This window comes from Aquabacterium sp. (assembly GCF_036279675.1).
Classification (GTDB): Bacteria; Pseudomonadota; Gammaproteobacteria; order Burkholderiales; family Burkholderiaceae_C; genus Aquabacterium.
Map to the genome: position 1 here is coordinate 1 of NZ_DASUIS010000092.1, position 18917 is coordinate 18917.

At 62.8% G+C, this 18917-nt stretch carries 15 protein-coding genes; 8 read left to right on the forward strand and 7 right to left on the reverse strand.

Annotated elements, in window-relative coordinates:
• Together aceF and lpdA are read left to right on the forward strand one after the other, a co-directional pair.
• A partial coding sequence (gene aceF / locus VFW93_RS11020; protein ID WP_329694041.1) for a dihydrolipoyllysine-residue acetyltransferase occupies positions 1-1279 on the forward strand: 1279 nt, incomplete at its 5' end.
• 18 nt (positions 1280-1297) lie between these two features.
• A complete protein-coding gene (lpdA, locus tag VFW93_RS11025; RefSeq protein WP_329694042.1) occupies positions 1298-3154 on the forward strand; it encodes a dihydrolipoyl dehydrogenase in 1857 nt (618 codons plus the stop codon).
• A 16-nt stretch (positions 3155-3170) separates the two neighbouring features.
• On the opposite strand, the gene VFW93_RS11030 is transcribed toward lpdA, so the two are convergent.
• The 5 genes from VFW93_RS11030 to leuA all read right to left on the reverse strand — a co-directional run bounded on the left by VFW93_RS11030 (position 3171) and on the right by leuA (position 10874).
• Entirely contained in the window at positions 3171-6383 is a 3213-nt protein-coding gene (locus VFW93_RS11030; RefSeq protein ID WP_329694043.1) for an error-prone DNA polymerase, read from the reverse strand.
• 12 nt (positions 6384-6395) lie between these two features.
• Positions 6396-7829, reverse strand: a complete 1434-nt coding sequence (locus tag VFW93_RS11035) for a DNA polymerase Y family protein (protein ID WP_329694044.1) — start codon at positions 7827-7829, stop codon at positions 6396-6398.
• A gap of 70 nt (positions 7830-7899) precedes the next feature.
• On the reverse strand, positions 7900-8736 hold the full coding sequence (gene imuA / locus VFW93_RS11040) for a translesion DNA synthesis-associated protein ImuA (protein WP_329694045.1): 837 nt from the start codon (positions 8734-8736) through the stop codon (positions 7900-7902).
• Positions 8737-8829: 93 nt separating this feature from the next.
• Positions 8830-9162, reverse strand: a complete 333-nt coding sequence (locus tag VFW93_RS11045) for a transposase family protein (protein WP_329694046.1) — start codon at positions 9160-9162, stop codon at positions 8830-8832.
• Positions 9159-10874: a 2-isopropylmalate synthase gene (gene leuA / locus VFW93_RS11050; RefSeq protein WP_329694068.1), complete on the reverse strand. Its 1716-nt coding sequence runs from the start codon at positions 10872-10874 to the stop codon at positions 9159-9161. The genes VFW93_RS11045 and leuA overlap by 4 nt, the downstream gene beginning before the upstream one ends.
• Before the next feature lie 371 nt (positions 10875-11245).
• Between leuA and ribA the strand changes: the two genes are divergently transcribed.
• Both ribA and VFW93_RS11060 read left to right on the forward strand, forming a co-directional pair.
• Complete coding sequence (gene ribA, locus VFW93_RS11055) at positions 11246-11896, forward strand: GTP cyclohydrolase II (protein WP_290678569.1); 651 nt, start codon at positions 11246-11248, stop codon at positions 11894-11896.
• Between the two features lie 6 nt (positions 11897-11902).
• The gene (locus tag VFW93_RS11060) at positions 11903-12817 is read left to right on the forward strand and encodes a cation diffusion facilitator family transporter (RefSeq protein WP_329694047.1); all 915 of its coding nucleotides are present in this window, start codon (positions 11903-11905) and stop codon (positions 12815-12817) included.
• On the opposite strand, the gene VFW93_RS11065 is transcribed toward VFW93_RS11060, so the two are convergent.
• A complete protein-coding gene (locus VFW93_RS11065; RefSeq protein WP_329694048.1) occupies positions 12806-14095 on the reverse strand; it encodes a diguanylate cyclase in 1290 nt (429 codons plus the stop codon). The two genes, VFW93_RS11060 and VFW93_RS11065, sit on opposite strands and share 12 nt — an antisense overlap.
• Positions 14096-14107: 12 nt before the next feature.
• On the reverse strand, positions 14108-15397 hold the full coding sequence (locus VFW93_RS11070) for a diguanylate cyclase (protein ID WP_329694049.1): 1290 nt from the start codon (positions 15395-15397) through the stop codon (positions 14108-14110).
• Between the two features lie 488 nt (positions 15398-15885).
• On the opposite strand from VFW93_RS11070, the gene VFW93_RS11075 reads away from it, so the two are divergent.
• Genes VFW93_RS11075 through VFW93_RS11090 form a run of 4 tightly spaced genes read left to right on the forward strand, consistent with a single transcriptional unit; the run spans position 15886 to position 18911 of the window.
• Positions 15886-16266, forward strand: coding sequence for a hypothetical protein (locus VFW93_RS11075; protein WP_329694050.1), 381 nt, complete (start codon positions 15886-15888; stop codon positions 16264-16266).
• A gap of 44 nt (positions 16267-16310) precedes the next feature.
• Entirely contained in the window at positions 16311-17084 is a 774-nt protein-coding gene (locus VFW93_RS11080; RefSeq protein ID WP_329694051.1) for a sulfite exporter TauE/SafE family protein, read from the forward strand.
• Between the two features lie 25 nt (positions 17085-17109).
• Complete coding sequence (locus VFW93_RS11085; protein WP_329694052.1) at positions 17110-18219, forward strand: ABC transporter substrate-binding protein; 1110 nt, start codon at positions 17110-17112, stop codon at positions 18217-18219.
• A 23-nt stretch (positions 18220-18242) separates the two neighbouring features.
• A complete protein-coding gene (locus VFW93_RS11090) occupies positions 18243-18911 on the forward strand; it encodes a glutathione S-transferase family protein (protein ID WP_329694053.1) in 669 nt (222 codons plus the stop codon).
• The last annotated feature ends 6 nt before the right edge of the window (positions 18912-18917 follow it).

Here is an 18917-nt window from a genome sequence, read left to right on the forward strand (position 1 = left end):
CAAGGCCGAGCAAAGCCTGATCACCATCGAGTCCGACAAGGCGTCGATGGAGGTGCCCTCGGCTGTGGGCGGCGTGCTCAAGGAATTGCGCGTTCGCCTGGGTGACAAGGTGAGCAAGGGCTCGCTGGTGGGCTTGCTGGAGACAGTTGATGGTGCTGCGGCCGAGGCTGTGGCGCCTGTGGCTGCTGCCGCTGTTGCGTCCGCACCTGCACCTGCACCTGCACCGGCTGTCGCTGCGGCGCCTGTGGTGCCTTCGCCCGCACAAGTGGCCGATGCGGCGCCTGCTGCGGCAGACCGCACGCACCCCACCGCAGCGCTGGCGACGCTGGAGATGCCGCCCTTGAGCGCGGTGTCACATGCTTCGCCTTCGGTGCGCCGGTTTGCACGAGAGCTGGGCGTGCCCTTGCAGAAGGTCCCGGGTTCAGGGCCCAAGGGCCGCATCACGCATGTGGATGTGCAGAACTTCGTCAAGGGCGTGATGGCGCGGGCCGATCAGCCCGCTGCGGTATCCGCAGGTGGTGGCGCGGGTTCCGCCGATCTCGGTGGCATGACCTTGCTGCCCTGGCCATCGGTGGACTTCACCAAGTTCGGTGCGGTCGAGCGCCAGCCGCTGTCGCGCATCAAGAAGATCTCCGGCGCCAACCTGCATCGCAACTGGGTGCGCATCCCGCACGTCACCAACCACGACGAGGCGGACATCACCGAGCTGGAGTCTTTCCGCGTCAAGCTCAATGAAGAGCATGCCAAGGCGGGCACCAAGTTCACGATGCTGGCTTTCCTGCTCAAGGCCTGTGCGGTGGCGCTGCGCAAGTTCCCGCAGTTCAATGCCTCGCTGGATGGGGATGACCTGGTGCTCAAGCAGTATGTGCACATCGGCTTTGCGGCTGACACGCCCAATGGTTTGGTCGTGCCGGTGATCCGCGATGTGGACAGCAAGAGCCTGTCTCAACTGGCGACCGAGACAGCCGCACTGGCGGCCAAGGCCCGTGAGGGCAAGCTCTCGCCGGGCGAAATGCAAGGCGGTTGCTTCTCGATCTCGTCACTGGGCGGCTTTGGTGGCACCACCTTCACGCCCATCATCAATGCGCCCGAGGTGGCGATCCTGGGTGTGTGCCGCTCGGCCATGAAGCCGGTGTGGAACGGCTCGGCGTTCGAGCCCCGCCTGATGCTGCCTCTGAGCCTGAGTTATGACCACCGCGTCATCGATGGCGCATCGGCCGCCAGGTTCAACACCTACCTGGCCAGCTTGCTGGCCGACTTCCGCCGCGCGCTGGTCTGATCGAACGGGAACAAGAACATGGCATTGATCAACATTCCCGTTCCAGACATTGGCGACATCGCCGACGCGGCCGTCATCGAGATCCTGGTCAAGCCGGGACAGACGGTGGCTGCCGAACAAAGCATCATCACACTGGAGTCCGACAAGGCGTCGATGGAGGTGCCATCCCCCCAGGCCGGCGTGGTGAGCGAGATCAAGGTGAAACTCGGTGACCGTGTGGCGCAAGGGCAGTTGATCCTGACGCTGGACGTGGCCGGGGAGGGGGCTGCAGCGGCCAGTGCCCCGGCATCCGCGGCAGCGGCATTGCCGGTGGCTGCACCGGTCGCACCAACTGTTGCACCTGTGGCTCCGGCCGTGGTGGCCGCTTCGGCCACGCCGCAAGCATTGCCCGCCGTGAACGCACCAGCAGACACCGACTGCGACGTGCTGGTGCTGGGTGGTGGCCCCGGCGGCTACAGCGCAGCCTTCCGTGCGGCGGACCTGGGCCTGAAGGTCATCCTGGTGGAGCGTTATGCCGAACTGGGGGGGGTGTGCCTGAACGTGGGGTGCATCCCCTCCAAGGCACTGCTGCATGTGGCCGCCGTGATGGACGAGGTCAAGCACTTCGATGCGCTTGGCGTGACTTTTGGTGCGCCCGTGCTGGATCTGGACAAGCTGCGTGCGCACAAGTCCGGCGTCACCCGCAAGCTGACCACCGGGCTGGCCGGCATGGCCAAGGCGCGCAAGGTCGAGATCGTGCGCGGCTATGGCGCGCTGGTGGATGCGCACCACGTGCTGGTGGAAGTCACCACGGGCACCAGCCAGGACAAGACGGGTGACACCCGCACGCTGAGCTTCAAGCGCGCCATCATCGCGGCGGGTTCTCAGGCCGTGCGTCTGCCTTTCCTGCCGGACGATCCGCGCGTGGTGGATTCCACGGGCGCGCTCGACCTGCCTGCCATCCCGAAGAAGATGCTGGTGATCGGCGGCGGCATCATCGGTCTGGAAATGGGCACGGTGTATTCCACGCTGGGCGCGCGCATCGATGTGGTCGAGATGAGCGATACGCTCATGCCGGGTGCGGACAGGGACCTGGTCAATGTCTGGCAGAAGTTCAATGCGGGTCGCTTTGATCGCATCATGCTGGGCACCAAAACCGTCGCGGCCGAGGCCACGCCAACAGGTATCCGCGTGAGCTTCGAGTCGGTCAAGCCGGGTGTCGAGTCACCCGCCGCCGAAACGTATGACCTGGTCCTGCAAGCCGTGGGGCGCAGCCCGAACGGTCGCAAGATCGGTGCGGACAAGGTGGGTTTGACCGTCAACGAGCGTGGCTTCATCCCCGTGGACAGCCAGATGCGCAGCAATGTGCCCAGTCTGTTTGCCATTGGTGACATCGTGGGGCAACCCATGCTGGCACACAAGGCCGTGCACGAAGGGCATGTGGCGGCTGAAGTCATCGCCGGCGAGTTGCTGAATGACAAGGCGCTGGCCAGCGAAAGCTTTGACCCGCTGGTGATTCCGAGTGTGGCCTACACCGACCCGGAAATTGCCTGGGTGGGGCTGACCGAAGAACAGGCCAAGGCGCAAGGCAAGGCGATCAAGAAGGGGCTCTTCCCCTGGGGCGCTTCAGGCCGGGCGCTGGCCAATGGTCGGGCAGAAGGCTTCACCAAGCTGCTGTTTGATGCAGAGAGTGGCCGCATCGTGGGCGGCGGCATCGTCGGCACGCATGCGGGTGACCTGATCAGCGAAGTCGCCTTGGCCATCGAGATGGGCGCTGATGAAGTCGACATCGGCAAGACCATCCACCCGCACCCGACGCTCGGTGAGAGCGTGGGCCTGGCCGCAGAGGCAGCGCATGGCAGTTGCACGGATTTGATGCCGGTTCGCAAGCGCTGAGGTGGCTCGCGTTCGATCAATGAAAATCCCGGCTGGTGGTGGCCAGCCGGCCCAATAGCGGCGTCATGTCATGCAGGTAGTGGGCAATGAGATGGCGTACTTCGCCTTCGCGTTGCCACACACCATAGACCGCCAGCAGGCGTGCCTGCAGCAGGGCCTGGCGATGGCGGTCGCGCACATGCGTCCACACCACCACATTGACGGTGCCGGTCTCATCTTCCAGCGTCACGAAGATCACCCCTGAGGCGGTGCCAGGTTGCTGGCGCACGGTCACGATGCCGCAAGCCTTGGCCAGGCGGCCATTGGGCAGATCACGCAGATCGCGTGCGCTGGACAGGCGCTGCTCCCTTAACTTCGGGCGCAGCAAGGCCAGCGGATGGCTGCGCAGGGTCAGGCCCAGCGAGGCGTAGTCGAACACGATTTCTTCTCCTTCGGGGGCGTGGGGCAGGTCCAGCCAGTCTTCGTCCACCGGTGCGTCACGCAGCAAGGTGGGGGAACGGTGCAGCGCGGAGGCTTCCCAGACCTGCTGCCTGCGGTGGCCGGACAAGCTCATCAAGGCATCGCCAGCGGCCAGGGCCCGCATGTCGGCCTGATCCAGATCGGCGCGGCGGGCCAGGTCATCCACGTTGATGAACAGGGCTTGCTGCCGGGCCTGCACGATGCGCTCGGCAGCTTGATGCGAGAGCCCTGCGATCAGGCGCAGCCCCAAGCGAACGGTGGGCTGGTCCTGACGCAGCTTCTGGCGTCGGGCTTCTTCAGGCCCCGGGCGATCTTCCAGTGTGCAGTCCCACAGACTGGTCATCACATCAGGCGGGCGCACGTTCACGCCATGGCGGCGTGCGTCCTGCACCAACTGGCTGGGTGAGTAAAAGCCCAGAGGCTGGGCGTTGAGCAGGCCCGCCAGAAAGGCGGCAGGTTCGTGGCACTTGACCCAGGCACTGGCATAGACCAGCAAGGCAAAACTGGCCGCATGGGATTCCGGAAAACCGTATTCGCCAAAGCCCTGGATCTGCTTGAAGATCTGATCGGCAAAGCCCGGGTCGTAGCCATTGGCCTTCATGCCGTTGATGACCTTGTCCTTGAACTTGTGCACCCCGCCTTTGCGCCGCCAGGCGGCCATGGAGCGCCGCAACTCATCGGCTTCGCCCGCCGTGAAGCCCGCGGCCAGCACCACGATCTGCATCACCTGTTCCTGGAAGATGGGGATGCCGAGCGTGCGTTTCAAAGCGGCCTCCAGCCGAGGCGGGTAGGTGATGGCAGATGGGTCGCGCCGATAGAGCTCGCGCCGTTCCAGATACGGGTGGACCATGCCGCCTTGTATGGGGCCTGGCCGCACCAGCGCCACCTCGACCACCAGGTCGTAAAACTCGCGCGGGCGCAGGCGCGGCAGCATGCTCATCTGCGCACGGCTTTCGATCTGGAAGACGCCAACCGTGTCGGCCTGGCAGACCATGTCGTAGGTGGCTTCGTCTTCCCTGGGGATGTCTTGCAACTCCATCTCATGGCCGCGCTGCTGGCCGATGAAGTCCAGCGCCTTGCGCAGCGCGGTGAGCATGCCCAGCGCCAGCACATCCACCTTGAGCAGGCCCAGGGCATCAAGGTCATCCTTGTCCCACTGGATGACGCTGCGGTCGGGCATGCTGGCGTTCTCGATCGGCACCATGCGGCACAGGGCGCCCTTGGCGATCACGAAGCCGCCGGTGTGCTGGCTGAGGTGGCGAGGAAAACCCATCAAGGTGAGTGAGAGGTCCTGCCATTGACGCAGGCGGATGTCTTGCGGATCCAGGCCGATCTCGACCAGCCGCTCAGCCTGGATGCCCTTGCCGTCCCACCACTGGTGGTTGTTGCCCACACGCTCGATCAGCTCGGCATCGAAGCCCAGGGCCTTGCCCACATCGCGCAGGGCGCTGCGGGTGCGGTAGCTGATGACGGTGGCGGTCAGGGCGGCGCGGTCGCGCCCATAACGCTCATACAGATACTGGATGACCTCTTCGCGGCGCTCGTGCTCGAAGTCCACATCGATGTCGGGCGGCTCGTTACGCTCTTTGGAGATGAAGCGCTCGAACAGCAGCGTGGTCTGATCCGGATCGACCTCGGTGATACCCAGGCAGTAGCACACGGCAGAGTTGGCGGCGCTGCCTCGGCCCTGACACAGGATGTGCCGGGAGCGGGCGAAGCGCACGATGTCGTAGACGGTGAGGAAGTACTTTTCGTAGCCGAGTTCAGCGATCAGATCCAGTTCCTTGTCGATCTGCAACTGCACACGGGCCGGCACGCCCTTGGGGTAACGCCAGGTGCTGCCTTCGTAGGCCAGGCGTTGCAGATAGGTGCTGGGTGTATCGCCCTCTGGCACGACTTCTTCAGGGTATTCGTACTTCAGTTCATCGAGGCTGAAGTCGCAACGCGCAGCGACCTGCAAGGTGGCCGCCAGGGTGTCTGGCGGATAAAGCTGGGCCAGTTGCAGGCGGCTGCGCAAATGGCGTTCGGCATGGCGCTCCAGCGCCAGCCCGCATTCAGGTAGCGGCTTGCCGATGCGGATGGCCGTGAGCACATCCTGCAAGGGCTTGCGGGAGCGCGCATGCATGTGCACATCGCCCGCAGCCACCAGGGGCACGCGCGCGGTGTCGCTCACATGGCGCAGGGTGCGCAGCCAGATGGCGTCATCCAGTTGCTGATGTTGTTCGAGCGCCAGCCAGCAGCGGCCACCAAAGTGCTGCTTGAGCCACTGCGCCTGGGCCTCGATGGTGGCTGCCGGGCAGAGGCGGTGCGGCGCCATGATCACCACGCAGTCCCCCAGTGCTTCCTGCCGGATCTCGTGGCGCAGCAGCCTGGCCTGGCCTTTGCCTTCGGTGGCCCGGCGCAGGCGCGTGATGAACTCGCACAGCAGCCCGTAGCCCAGGCGATGGCAGGCCAGCACGATCAGGCGCATGGGCTGCGCATCGTGTTCATCTTCGAACACCTGGAACTCACTGCCGATCAGCAGTTTGAAGTCGTCCGAGCCGGGTTCCCTGGCCTGACGGGCTTCTCGCAAGGCCAGATGCGCACGCACGACCCCGGCCATGCTGCATTCATCGGTGATGGCCAGCCCTCGGTAACCCAGGGCCAGCGCGCGTTGCACCATTTCCTGCGCATGCGAAGCCCCGCGCAGAAAAGAGAAGTTCGACACCGCATGCAGTTCGACGTAATCGGGTAGCGCGGGCAGAGCGAGCTGGGCTGGCTGGAGGAGCATGGCAGCGCTCGATCAGGCAAAGAAGCCGTGCAGGTACCAGGGGCTGCGCGTGTCGTCTGCGGGCTGCTGGCGTTTGTAGATCCACAGCAGGCCGGCGTGGGCGCTGCTGGCGAGGTAGTAGTCGCGGGTCACGCGGGTGTGGTCGGTGCCTGGGTCCCACCAGCCCGCTTCGATGCGATGCGGGCCGGCCAGCAAGGTCAGCTTGCCCTGGTAGATGGGGTGCTGCCCCAGAACCGCGTCCAGCGCCAGTGGCATGGGTTCCGGCAGGACCCAGCAGGGTTGCGGCATGTCGGCGATGGGTACGGCGCGGGCTGTTCGGGCTGAATGCGTCGCAGGGGCCTGTGGATGGCGAAGGGATGCGGTGGACAAGGCTGGCACGGCGGGGTGCCACTGCTGAGCGCATTCCAGTCGGTGATCGGCCTGTACCTGGGCTTGCAGCACGCGCTCGGGCCCCAGGCGCACGCTGAGCTTTTCCAGCAAGGCCAGCAGGGCATCGCGTTGTGCGCGTTGGGCGGCAGGTGTGAGCAAGGCATCGGGGCTGGCGCTCAACTGGTCTTCGCGGTGCTCATGAAAGAGTTGCTGGCTGCTCAGGGGCAGGGCTTCGATCTCATCGGCGTGCAGGCTGATGTCACCCACCGGGGCACTCAACTGGATGCGTTGCAGGTGCTCGGCCAGAAGCCGGCTCAGGCGGGCGTAGTCGCGCGTCGGGCTGCCCAGGCGCACGGTCCATTCGCCCTCGTGGCTGCTGTCGCGACGGTGCCAGTCATGCAGCCAGCGCAAGGTGAAGGCCATGACCCCGGCCTGGCGCCCGGCCAGCCATGCACACAGTTGTTGCAGCAGGTGGCTGGCCGCAAACAGCAAGGCGGGGGCTGATTCGACCCGGCCGGGCAACTCAAGGCGGGCATCAAATACGGAGGGCAAGGTGAGCCACTCAAAAGCTTCGGGGCTGTGGCCGTAGGCCTGATCCAGTGTCTGCAGGATGCCGGCACCAAAACGCCGGCTCAGACCACCGCGCGGCAGGGCTCGCACATCGGCCAGCTTGCGACACCCCAGTCTGGCCAGGGTTGGCGCATGGGTGGCCACGCCAGGCAGCACATCCAGCGGGAGTTTGTTCAGGCGCTCGGCCAGTTCGCCGCGCACATCGGTGTCATCGCCTTCATCCTGGGTGTCTGGTGGCGGGCGCCGTGTCGGGCTGCTTGTTGTGCTGCTTGTTGGGCATATGGCGGCGTGGCCAGCCAGGGCCACCGCCGCCAGCGCCGTACCAGCATGGGCAGCAGCCACCACGCCATGAGCCTGCGCTTCATTCATGATGCGCTCGCGCAAGGTTGCAGCCCCGCCAAACAATCGCTCGCTGGCTTGCACCTCCAGCACCACCGCGCCTTCGAGGCAGGCCACCCGAGGTGTGAATTGCAGGGCCCACCAACCCAGGTGCAGGGGGCCCAGCACCAGCGGGATGCAAGCGGGTGAAGCTTTGTCTTCAACATGCTCAGGACGCTGCTGATCCGGCCCTTCTGCCTCACGACAAGGCGCGGGACTCCCGGGTAGCAAGGCGATCCAGTGCAGCATGATGTGGCGGCGCTTGGTGCGTGTCCGGCGTGGCGGGGTGTGTGGCAGATAGCGGGCTGGTGAGGGGCGGCGATGAGGTGGGCGACAGGGTCGGCAAGGGTGCAGCGGGCAGAAGTGGCGTCAAACCGGCCGGCCAGTACGGCAGGCTCAGGGGCTGATCCAGCATGGGCCCTCGTCGCTTGACGATCTGAACCTGCAGCGGGTGAGGGCAGGGCCCCAGCCCCAGCAACACGCGCAGTGGCGCCGCAGACGAATCAGCCTGGGCCTTGGCTGGGCGAAACACGAACAAAGGCCCGGGGTGTTGCGCTGCGCAGGCATGCAAGCGGCGAATCTGCTCCGGGCGCACTTGAGGCAACCAGCTCAACACGGCACTGACACACCCGGCCTTGAGCGCCTGCTCGGTGGCCCACAGGCGTTCGGCAGGTGTGCAGGCATCGATGCGGATCAGGCGGTCATCGCGCAGGCCTTCCTTGTGCAAGCCGGGCAGATGCGGGGCATGTGGCGGTGCAATCAGCAGCACGCTGCCCCCTCGTTTCACGATCTGCGCCAGGGCAGGGCTCAGCAAACGCCATTCCGCCTGGGCGGACTGGGTCAGCAGGACCTCGGTCATGGACTGGCAGGGCCAGCCGCCGCCTGGCAGTTCGGCATCCAGCATGTGATGCCCGCTGGGGATGACCGTGCTGCACACGCGACCCATGGCATCGCCGCGCCACACTGCCTGAGCCAGATGCTCGGGCAGGGGGGGCGGGCCATTCCGGGTGACGGCAGGCAGGACGGGCGGATGCATGTCAATCGATCAAATACTGTATGCGTATACAGTACTGTAGCGATTTTGAGCCCGCCCGTCCAGTCCACTTTCGTCAGGCTGGTGCCGCCTGCATCAGCCCGTATTGCCCCAGGTGCGCACGGTTTTTTCGTCCACGCCGCATCTGCGGGCCACAGCCCGGGCGCTTTGCCCTGCCTGCAAGGCCTGGCGAACCCAGGCCTCCAGTGCGCGGGTCAGGCGCTTGCCCGGCAAGGCCCATTCCGGTTGGCTGGAGTGGGTCTGTAGGCAACTCGTGCAGCGCCAGCGCACGATCTCGCCACGTCGAACTTGCGGGCGGCCATCCTGCGGCACATCGCGCCACCAGCTCGGGCGGATGGCATGGCGCTGCAACAGGCCGTGGTGCTGGCAACTCGGGCAAAAACCAGTCGAAGCGGTGCGGTGTCTCATGCGGCACGCTCCTTGTCTGGCGAGCCTTGCGCCTCCACCGTCCAGCCGGCCTTGATGGCCAGACGGTTGATGGCCTGCATCATGGCCATGAGCGAGGCACTGACCAGGTGCGGGTGCCGCCCGGCACCGTACACGCTGGCCGACACCCCCGGTGCTCCCACCTCGACCCAGGCCAGCGCCGTGGCATCCGAGCCTTGGCCGGTGGCGTGTTCTTCAAACCCATGCCACTGCGTGCCTTCAGGCAAGCCGAGCGCCTGCACCGCCTGCCAGGCCGCATCCAGCGGGCCATTGCCATGCCCATGCAGGCGTCGGGTGCCGTGCGTGGTCTGCACGAGCAATTCCACGCGCGTCTGGCCGAGGTCGTCCTCCACATGGTGATGCAGCAATTGCCATGGACCCGGCGCGGCCAGGTAGTCCGCCTGGAACAAGGCCCACAAGGCGCCGGCCGTCAATTCACGCCCGGTGTCATCGGCCACGGCCTGTACGCTGGCACTGAACTCGACCTGCGCTCGCCGCGGAATCACCAACCCATACGCAGACTCCAGCAAGTACGTGATGCCGCCTTTGCCGGACTGGCTGTTGACCCGGATCACCGCCTCGTAGTTCGAGCCTACGTCGCGCGGGTCGATGGGGAGATAGGGCACGGCCCACGGTTGATCTGCTTGCTGCACGGCCAGGCCCTTGCGGATGGCATCCTGGTGCGAGCCCGAAAACGCCGTGAACACGAGATCGCCGGCATACGGATGGCGAGGGGGCACCGCCAAGGCAATGCACTGCTCGACCGCACGCGCAATGGCAGGCAGGTTCGAGAAGTCCAGGCCCGGGCTCACCCCCTGGCTGTAGAGGTTCAAGGCCAGGGTCACCAGATCGACATTGCCGGTGCGCTCGCCATTGCCGAACAAACAGCCTTCCACGCGCTGTGCGCCGGCCATCACCGCCAACTCGGCAGCCGCCACCGCCGTGCCCCGGTCGTTGTGCGGGTGCACGCTGAGGATCACGGCATCTCGTCGGGTGAGACGTCGGTGCATCCACTCGATCTGGTCTGCATACACATTGGGCGTACTGGCCTCCACGGTGGCGGGGAGGTTGATGATCATGGGCTGGGCCACGGTCGGTTGCCAGGCCTCGATCACGGCGTTGCACACCGACAAGGCAAACGCGGGCTCGGTGGTGCTGAAGGTCTCGGGGCTGTACTGGAAGGTCCAGCGCGTGTCGGTCCGGGCGTCGGCCAACTGGCGGATCAGCTTCGTGCTGCGCACAGCCAGGGCTTGCACCTCGTCGCGGCCCATGCCGAACACCGTGCGCCGCCAGGCCGGGGCCGTGGCGTTGTAGAGGTGCACGATGGCTTTGGGCGCGCCACGCAAGGCCTCGAATGTTTCGCGGATCAGGTCTTCGCGCGCCTGGGTGATCACCTCGATGGTGACGTCATCCGGAATGTGCCCGCCTTCAATCAAGGTGCGCACGAAGTCGAAATCGGTGCGCGATGCCGCCGGGAAGGCCACTTCGATTTCCTTGAAGCCGATCTCGACGAGCAACTGGAACAGGCGCAACTTGGTGGCGCCATCCATGGGCTCGAACAAGGCCTGGTTGCCATCGCGCAGATCCGTGCTCATCCAGATGGGCGCCCGGGTGATCTGCTGGTCGGGCCAGGTGCGGTCCGGCAAAGCCACGGGTTGGGTGGCGATGTACTTCGTAGCGGGGTTGGTGAGCATGCTCATGACAGTGACTTTCCTCAAGGTTGAAAGAAAGCCGCCTGGCGCGGGAGCGTTGTCTTTGAGACTGCTTGTTGCTCGTCAACGACCCCGAAATGCAAAACGCCAGCGGCTGGGCTGGCGTTGTTGGGGATGCGGAGAGAATGAACTCGTCAGACGCGTGTGACCCGAACACACCAGCTGTTGTCAGCTAGCGCTAGCCAAATTCGGCGGGTTCGGGAGGTCCAGATGCAGTTCATGCGTGCCAGTTTCCATGTAAAAGGTAAGCTAGGTCAAGAACTTCACCATTTTTTCCGCACGCAGGTCTTTTTGCTCCTCAAAATGTGGAGTGCAGTGGCTTTTGGCAGAATATGGGCCCCTGAGGAAAATGAATGTCAATCCCTGATTCCGCCAGCCAGACCCCAGCCGAAGCCCTGACGCCTGTGACCACCGCCCTGGTGGAATTCCTGGCCGAAGCGCGCGTGCCCACCGAACATGGCAGCTTCACGATGAAGCTTTTTCGTGAAAAGGCCACCGGCGCCGAGCACGTTGCCATGGTCATGGGTGAAGTCAAAGGCAGCGCCCTGGTGCGCGTGCACTCCGAATGCATGACAGGGGATGTCTTTGGCTCCCTGCGCTGCGACTGCGGCCCCCAACTGCACTTCGCCATGAGCGAAATCGGCAAGAAGGGCAGTGGCGTGGTGGTGTACCTGCGCCAGGAAGGCCGTGGCATCGGCCTGGCCAACAAGCTGCGGGCATACCAATTGCAAGATCAGGGCATGGACACCGTGGAAGCCAATCAGCATCTGGGTTTTGCACCAGACCTGCGCAACTTCGATGCCGCCGCTGAAATCCTGTCGTACCTGGGCGTGAACTCGGTCAAGCTGATGACCAACAACCCGCGCAAGGTCGATACGCTGACACAGCATGGCGTCAACATCGAAGAGCGCGTGCCGGTTCGCAGTGACGTGCAGGCCGAAAACGAGCGCTACCTGGGCACCAAGGCCCGCAAGCTGGGGCACCACATCGACTGGCTGGGTTGAGCACGCATGGCTTTGGATCTGACGCCGCAAGACGATCCTGAACAGGACACCCCCGAACGCCACGCTGTGGCCAAGCGCAGCACGCTGGTCAGCGTGGTGGTCAACCTCGTCCTGACGACGGTTCAAGTCCTGGTAGGTGTGTTTGCGCACTCGCAAGCCCTGATCGCGGACGGCATCCACTCGCTGTCCGACCTGATCGCCGACTTCGTCGTGCTGCTGGCCAACCAGCACAGCCGCAAGGAAGCCGACGAAGACCACCACTACGGTCACCACCGCTACGAAACGGCTGCCTCGCTGGTGCTGGGCGGCCTGTTGCTCAGCGTGGGCATCGGCATGCTGTGGAGCGCCGTGCACAAACTGGGCGATCCGGAGTTGATCCCCAAGGTCAAGCCTGTGGCGCTGTATGTGGCCCTGGTGGCCCTGGTCTCCAAGGAACTGCTGTTCCGCTACATGCTGGCCGCCGCCGAGCGTGTGCGCTCCAGCATGCTGGTGGCCAATGCCTGGCATGCCCGTTCCGATGCGGCATCTTCGCTGGTCGTGGCGTTGGGCATCGTTGGCAACTTGCTGGGCTATCCCTTGCTGGACCCGGTTGCAGCCCTCATTGTGGGCTTCATGGTCACCAAGATGGGTTGGGAATTCGGCTGGGATGCCCTCAACGACCTGATGGACCGCTCAGTCTCCGAAGAGCAGATCGACGAGATCCGCCAGGTCCTGACCGATACCCCGGGCGTGCAAGGCGTCCATGACCTGCGTACCCGCAAGATGGGCGACATGATCATGGTGGACGCCCACCTCGAAGTGGATGGCGAGCTCTCTGTCCGTGAGGGGCACGATATCGCGAGTTCAGCCCGTGAGCGCGTGATGAAGAAGTTGCCCGTTCTGGACGTGATGACCCACCTGGATCCGGTCTCAGTTCGCTGAGGCCACCGCCTTGGTGTCGATCACGCAGATCCGGTTGCGCCCTTCGTGCTTGGCCTGATACAGGGCCTGATCGGCCGCTGAAACCAGCGCCGCAGACTTCAGCAGGAAGTCTGCCTTGCAGGAAACCACGCCGATGCTCACCGTCACGAAGTGCGATGCGGACGAGCTCTCATGCCGCATCTGCAAGGCTTCCACGGCCACGCGCACCCGTTCGGCCACGGCAACGGCATACGCCGTTTCAGTCTGGGGCAGCACGGCAATGAATTCCTCGCCGCCGTAGCGCGCGATCAGGTCCTCCGGGCGCCGCAGTGTGGTTTGAAGCACCCTGGCAATCTGGCTCAGGCACTCATCGCCGGCAGGGTGCCCGTAGCGATCGTTGTATTTCTTGAAGTGGTCCACATCGACCATCAGGATGCTCACCGACGAGCCATCGTATTGGGCCCGCTCCCAGACTTGTTGCAGGTACTCCTGGAAATGTCGCCGGTTGTGGAGGCCGGTCAGGGCGTCCACGCGGGAGAGTTCCTGCAGCCGCTCATGGGCACGCGTCAGTTCCCGCACCACACCTCGTTCGCGCAGGGTCAGCAAATAGCGCTTTCGCTCGTCGCGCTCCATGAGGTAGTTGGCAGTCAGGGAGAACACGACAGCCGACAACACCATTGAAAAGATCGGCCACAGCAGCCGTTGGGGAAAATCGCCCAGCAAGATGATGCCGGCCAGATGGATGCCCAGCAGGGCCGTGGAAAACACCACGGCATACCAGAAGCGCAGTCGCTGCACGACATTGCCGTACAGCACCACCACCGTGAAACCCACGTGGTAGTAGGCGGCGTAAGCGGTTCTGGTCTCAGACAGGATGAAGGCCAGGCTGCCAGCGGCAATCAGCCCGCCGCTCACCACGATGACTTCGAGCGACGCCGTTGGCAGGCTGTGAATGAAGGCGCCGTTCCTGGTCTGAATCAGGTAAATGAACAGCAGGGCCAAGGGCGTGAAAAAGAGGATCCGGATTTCTACGGCCAGCCAGAACACGTCGCGGGCCATGAGGTAGTCGGCGACCAGGAAGCCGTTGTAGATCAACAAGGCGATCACGCTGCTGATCACGAAATGCCGGCGCCGGGCTTCTGCCACATCCAGCAGGAATTGTTGCTCAAGTGCACCCGGGAAGCGCATCCATGGGAAGCCCTTGTCCAGCAACTGGTTGATGCGGGCCATCAGCGGATCATGCAAGCCGGCAGCCAGCTTGGGAATGTCGGCGCTCGAACTGGGCGGAAGGGAAGACATCTCAGGCCAGGCTCAATCGTTGGTGCCGAACGCGAATACCCGGTTGCGCCCACGAGACTTGGCCTGATAGAGCGCCTCATCGGCTGCGGCAATCAGCTGTGCCGGACTGGCGTGAGGTGCATTGGGGCGCAGGCAGGCCACGCCAATGCTGACGGTCACCACCGCATGCGTTGGCGATGTGGCGTGCAGCCGGTTGAGGTTTTCCACGCCCTTGCGAACGCGCTCGGCCGCACTGGCGGCCGTGGTCAGTGGGGTCCCGGCCAGTACGGCAATGAACTCTTCGCCGCCAAACCGGGCAATCAGATCACCCGGTCGTCGCAAGCGTCGTTTCAGGGTGGCAGCCACTTCCCGGAGGCACTCGTCACCTTCCGGATGCCCGTAGCGATCGTTGTACGACTTGAAGTGATCCACATCGATCATCATGAGCGAAATGTCACTGCCATCCAGGCGGGCGCGCTCCCAGACCAGCTGCAAGTATTCATCAAAGTGCCGACGGTTGGCCACTTCGGTCAGCAGATCACTGCGTGACACCGTGTCCAGGTGCTTGTTGGCCAGCTCCAGTTCCTGCAGCAGCACCTTCTCCCGCAGATGCAGCAGCCAGTTCTGGCGTTCGTCGCGCTCCAGGGTGTAGCAGCCATACAAAGTGAAGACCGTGGCGGATATCAGCGTGAATCCGGCCGACAGCAAGATGGGCATGTTGTGCGGTGCGGCCAGCACCCAGGCGCCATACCCGAACAAAAGCAGGATCGCGCTGTCCATCAGCAGCGCCGGGAAGAAGCGCATCTGCGCGACCGAGTTGCTGAACATGACGATGGGCACCATGCTCACCAGGTAGGGGCCCGCCATGACGTCCTTGCTGGACAGGCACACGAACAGGTTCAAGGCCGAGGCAATCAGGCCCGTTCCCATTGCCAGCCATTCACGTGCCTGTACCGAGGGCAATTTGGTGATGAGGTAGATGCCCAGAATGGTGCAGGGCGTGAAGATGAACAACCTCAGCCTGAGCGACAGGTCGAACACGTCGGGCACCATCAGGTTGTCCGACATCAGGAACCAGTTGAACAGCAAGGTGACCAACATGCCGCTGGACACCAGGATCTTCAGGCGCTGTTCGGCATGGTCTTCGGCATAGCGCGCTTCCAGTGCATCCGGGAATTTCAGCCCGCGAAAGCCCTTCTCAAGCAGGCGATCGATCTCGCGCGACTCTTCCGCCTGCACGGGAGACAGGTCCAGTTCGGTCGGCGCCGTCAGGTCAAAGCCTGGTCGGCGCAGATCCAGCATGGGGTTTGGAATGGATGGCACTTCGATCAATCCAACCGTGAGGTGCTTGAGACCATTCAGCATGACTACCGGCGTCTTTCGGATGACCGTTGAAGTATGTGAAATCGTGGAGCGTTGCTTTTGCCGCAAGCCTACATCGCAGTTGTGTTAAATCGTAAGCGATTCAAGCCTTGCCGGGTGGCTTGTCTTCATGTCGGTTTCCCTAGGACAAGGCCCTAAACAGGGGGTGTCACCACATGCGTGCGAGCACGTACCAGCATATCCATGCAGGTATTGCGCATAAATCTGCCACTTGTTGCAGATGTATGATTGTGTTGAATCGCCAGGTTACTCGGATGACAGAGATTCTGTTGTGGCATAAGCCTTGCTGAACAGAATCTGCATGGATCGATGTATCCGAGCATGGACTCGACTCATTGACGAAGGTTCTACGCGACTGTCACAAATCTGTTAACCCATTTGGGTAGTATCGCCCGATGGGTTATGAGGTTTGTGCGTCAGAAATCATCATGCGCCGCCACGAAACTGCAACCTGGGCAGGAAGGGCTTTGGATATGGGTGTATTGGCCTCGCCTTGCCGTCATTTCGGTACTTCCGGAAACGACTTTTTACAATTGAGCGCGCGACGCATTTGTGCGCAGTTGCCATATCCCTGCAAGGCCATCGCCTTTCCCGATCAAGGAAAGCCTGTTTGCGCTGCAGTGACTGCATTGTCGTGTGAGTTCACGTTAAGCGACACCCCTCATGTGATGGGGTGTGTTGCAGATCCGCAAGCCTCGCTCTGCCCACCCCGTTGGCAGCAAATCAGCAGGCCTCTTTTTGATTATCAGATTTTCGGACCATTTATCAGCATGGCTCCGAATGCGCAAGCCTTGACTCAAGGGTATTGAGTTCAATCAATTAAACGAACGGGGTGTTCAAGATGGATGTTATTATGCTGCTCGTGGCCGGGGCATTGTCCGGGCTGATTGCTGGGCTGGTCGGTTTGGCTGGGGGCATTGTCATCGTGCCCGTGCTGGTCTGGTTGTATGGGCCACCTGTGATTCACGATGCCATCGTCGTGTCGTGGTTTGCGGTTCTGTTCAATTCAATTGGCGCCACCGTCAAACAGTTGCGAATCAGAACGCAGCAGGAGAGGCTGGTACTTCTGTCCGGCGCCAGGTATTTCATCATCGGTGTCTTTTTCATCACACCGCTGGCGGCGTGCCTGGCTGGAGGATCCCGATCCTTCATCAGCCCGAAGCTGGTGGCGGTGCTGCAACTTTGTCTGGCCGTGGTCATGCTGTGGCCTATCAAGGAAATGGAAGAGCGTCGCGATCCGTCGCGCATCCGTGACCTGTCGTTCGGTGGCGCCATTGGTGGCGTCTCTGCGTTGATCGGTGTGGGCGGCGGTACGTACACGATCGCGTACTTTGTGTATGGAGCAGGGGTGAGGTTCAAGGATGCCATCGCCACGGCCAATATCATTGGCTCGACGGTGGGATTTCTGTCAGTGACGGGTTATGTCCTGTCACATGCGCTGATATCTGATCCTTCACCTGAAAGTGCACCGCTGTTGTCCGCAGCGGGTATGGCCGCGGTGATTGCAGGGGGGCTGGCCTTTGCGCCAATAGGTGTGAGTCTGTCGTCGAAGTTTTCAACCAAAACCTTGCGTCAGATTTTGATATTTGCTTTGATCATGTCATCACTGAGGTTGATGCTGTCTTGAGGAATTACCTGGAATGAAGCATTTGTTGTTCGTCACGCTGCTGGGCCTGTCTTCTCTTACCGCATCGGCGGCGGATGACATCCTGATTGGGCAAACGGCTGATTTTTCCAGCGTGGCAGCCGCACAAATGCGAGATTTCAATGCCGGGGCGCTCGCTTATCTGGAGCGTGTTAATGCCTCCGGCGGGGTGCGCGGCAGGCCGGTGAAACTGGTCAGCCTGGATGATGCCTTTTCGGCAGAAAAGGCATCTGGTAATGCGCGAACCTTGATCAAGGACCGCAAGGTCGTTGCGTTGTTCGGGACGCGCGGCACCGATCCCACCGAAGCCGTGATCAAGGTCGCCCAGGAAAATGACGTACCCTTGATTGCCCCTATTACCGGCGCAGACAGTGTCCGTGCCAGTGATGTCGTCTTCCCGGTGCGGGCCAGTTATCGCGCCGAAGTGGACGAGATGCTCAAGCACATGTCGATTTCGCCCGTCAAGCTGGCGGTGCTGGTGCAGCACGACAAGTTTGGAGACCCGCTCTACCAATACATTGTCGAGCGCACCAAGAAAACCTACCCCAATATCAATCTGGTAGGGAAGGTCAGTTTCGAGCGCAAGTCTCCCGACCTCAAGCCTCAGGCGCAACAGATACTGAATCTGGATGCACAGACCGTGATCGCACTGTGCAACCCTTCTGCGTGTGAATCCTTTTCCCGGGAAATGTTCAGCCAGGCACGCGCCTCCGGACATTCTCGCCCGACCATTTACCAGACATCCATTACCGATATCTATGCCCAGTTCGCCAAACTAGGGCCGGACGTGGTCGGCGGCAATCCTTACAGCCAGATCCTGCCTGATCCCAATCGTATCCATCTGCCGATCACCAAGGAGTTCATGGCCACGGCATCGCGCAAGCCTGGCCTGGTGGTGAACTACCGTACCCTGGAGGGTTATGTGTCGGCCAAGGTGCTGGTGCGCGCCCTGGAGCAGGCGTCCACCATCAGCTCGCGCGGTGTTCAAAGCGCCCTGGAAGGCATGGATCGACAGGATCTGGGTGGATTCGTGATCCGTTATTCGCGGGGCGATCATCAAGGCAGCAATTTCGTGGACCTCGTAACCCTGGACAAGCGTGGCAGACTCATCCATTGAACTGACCACTCTCAGCCGGGCCCATGATTCAACTCTTTCACTGCATCAGCGCACGATCATTTCGGCCCTTGTGGTTGCTTGAAGAACTGGGCTTGCCCTACGAACTGCATATGCTGCCGTTTCCGCCACGGGTGCACCGCAAGGACTTTCTGGCGCTGAACCCGCTTGGCACGATCCCTTTGCTAGTGGATGGCCACACGCGCATGAGCGAGTCCGCCGCCATGTGCCAGTACCTGGCGGCACGTCACAGCCCTGGCCAGCTCGATGTGGCCGTGAATGACGATGCCTACGGCGACTACCTGAACTACCTGCACTTTGGTGAGGCCACGCTCACATTTCCGCAGACGCTGGTGTTGCGCTATACGCATTTCGAGCCCGAAGGCCGCAAGCAGCCCCAGGTGGCCCAGGACTACACCAAATGGTTCCTGGCCAGGTTGAAAACGCTGAACGCGCGCCTGGCAGACATGCCTTACCTCTGTGGAGACCGGTTCACGGCCGCCGATGTATCGGTGGGCTATGCCTTGTTGCTGGCCCAGCATCTGGGCCTGTCTGCGCAATTCCCTGATCACGTTGCGGCTTACTGGGCGCGCCTGCAGGAGCGCCCGGCCTACCAGCGGGCTCAAGCCGTGCAATGGAAGCAGGCCAAAGAGCAGGGCGCGCCTGAAGTTGCTGCGCCTGATATCAGGCCCTGATCACGC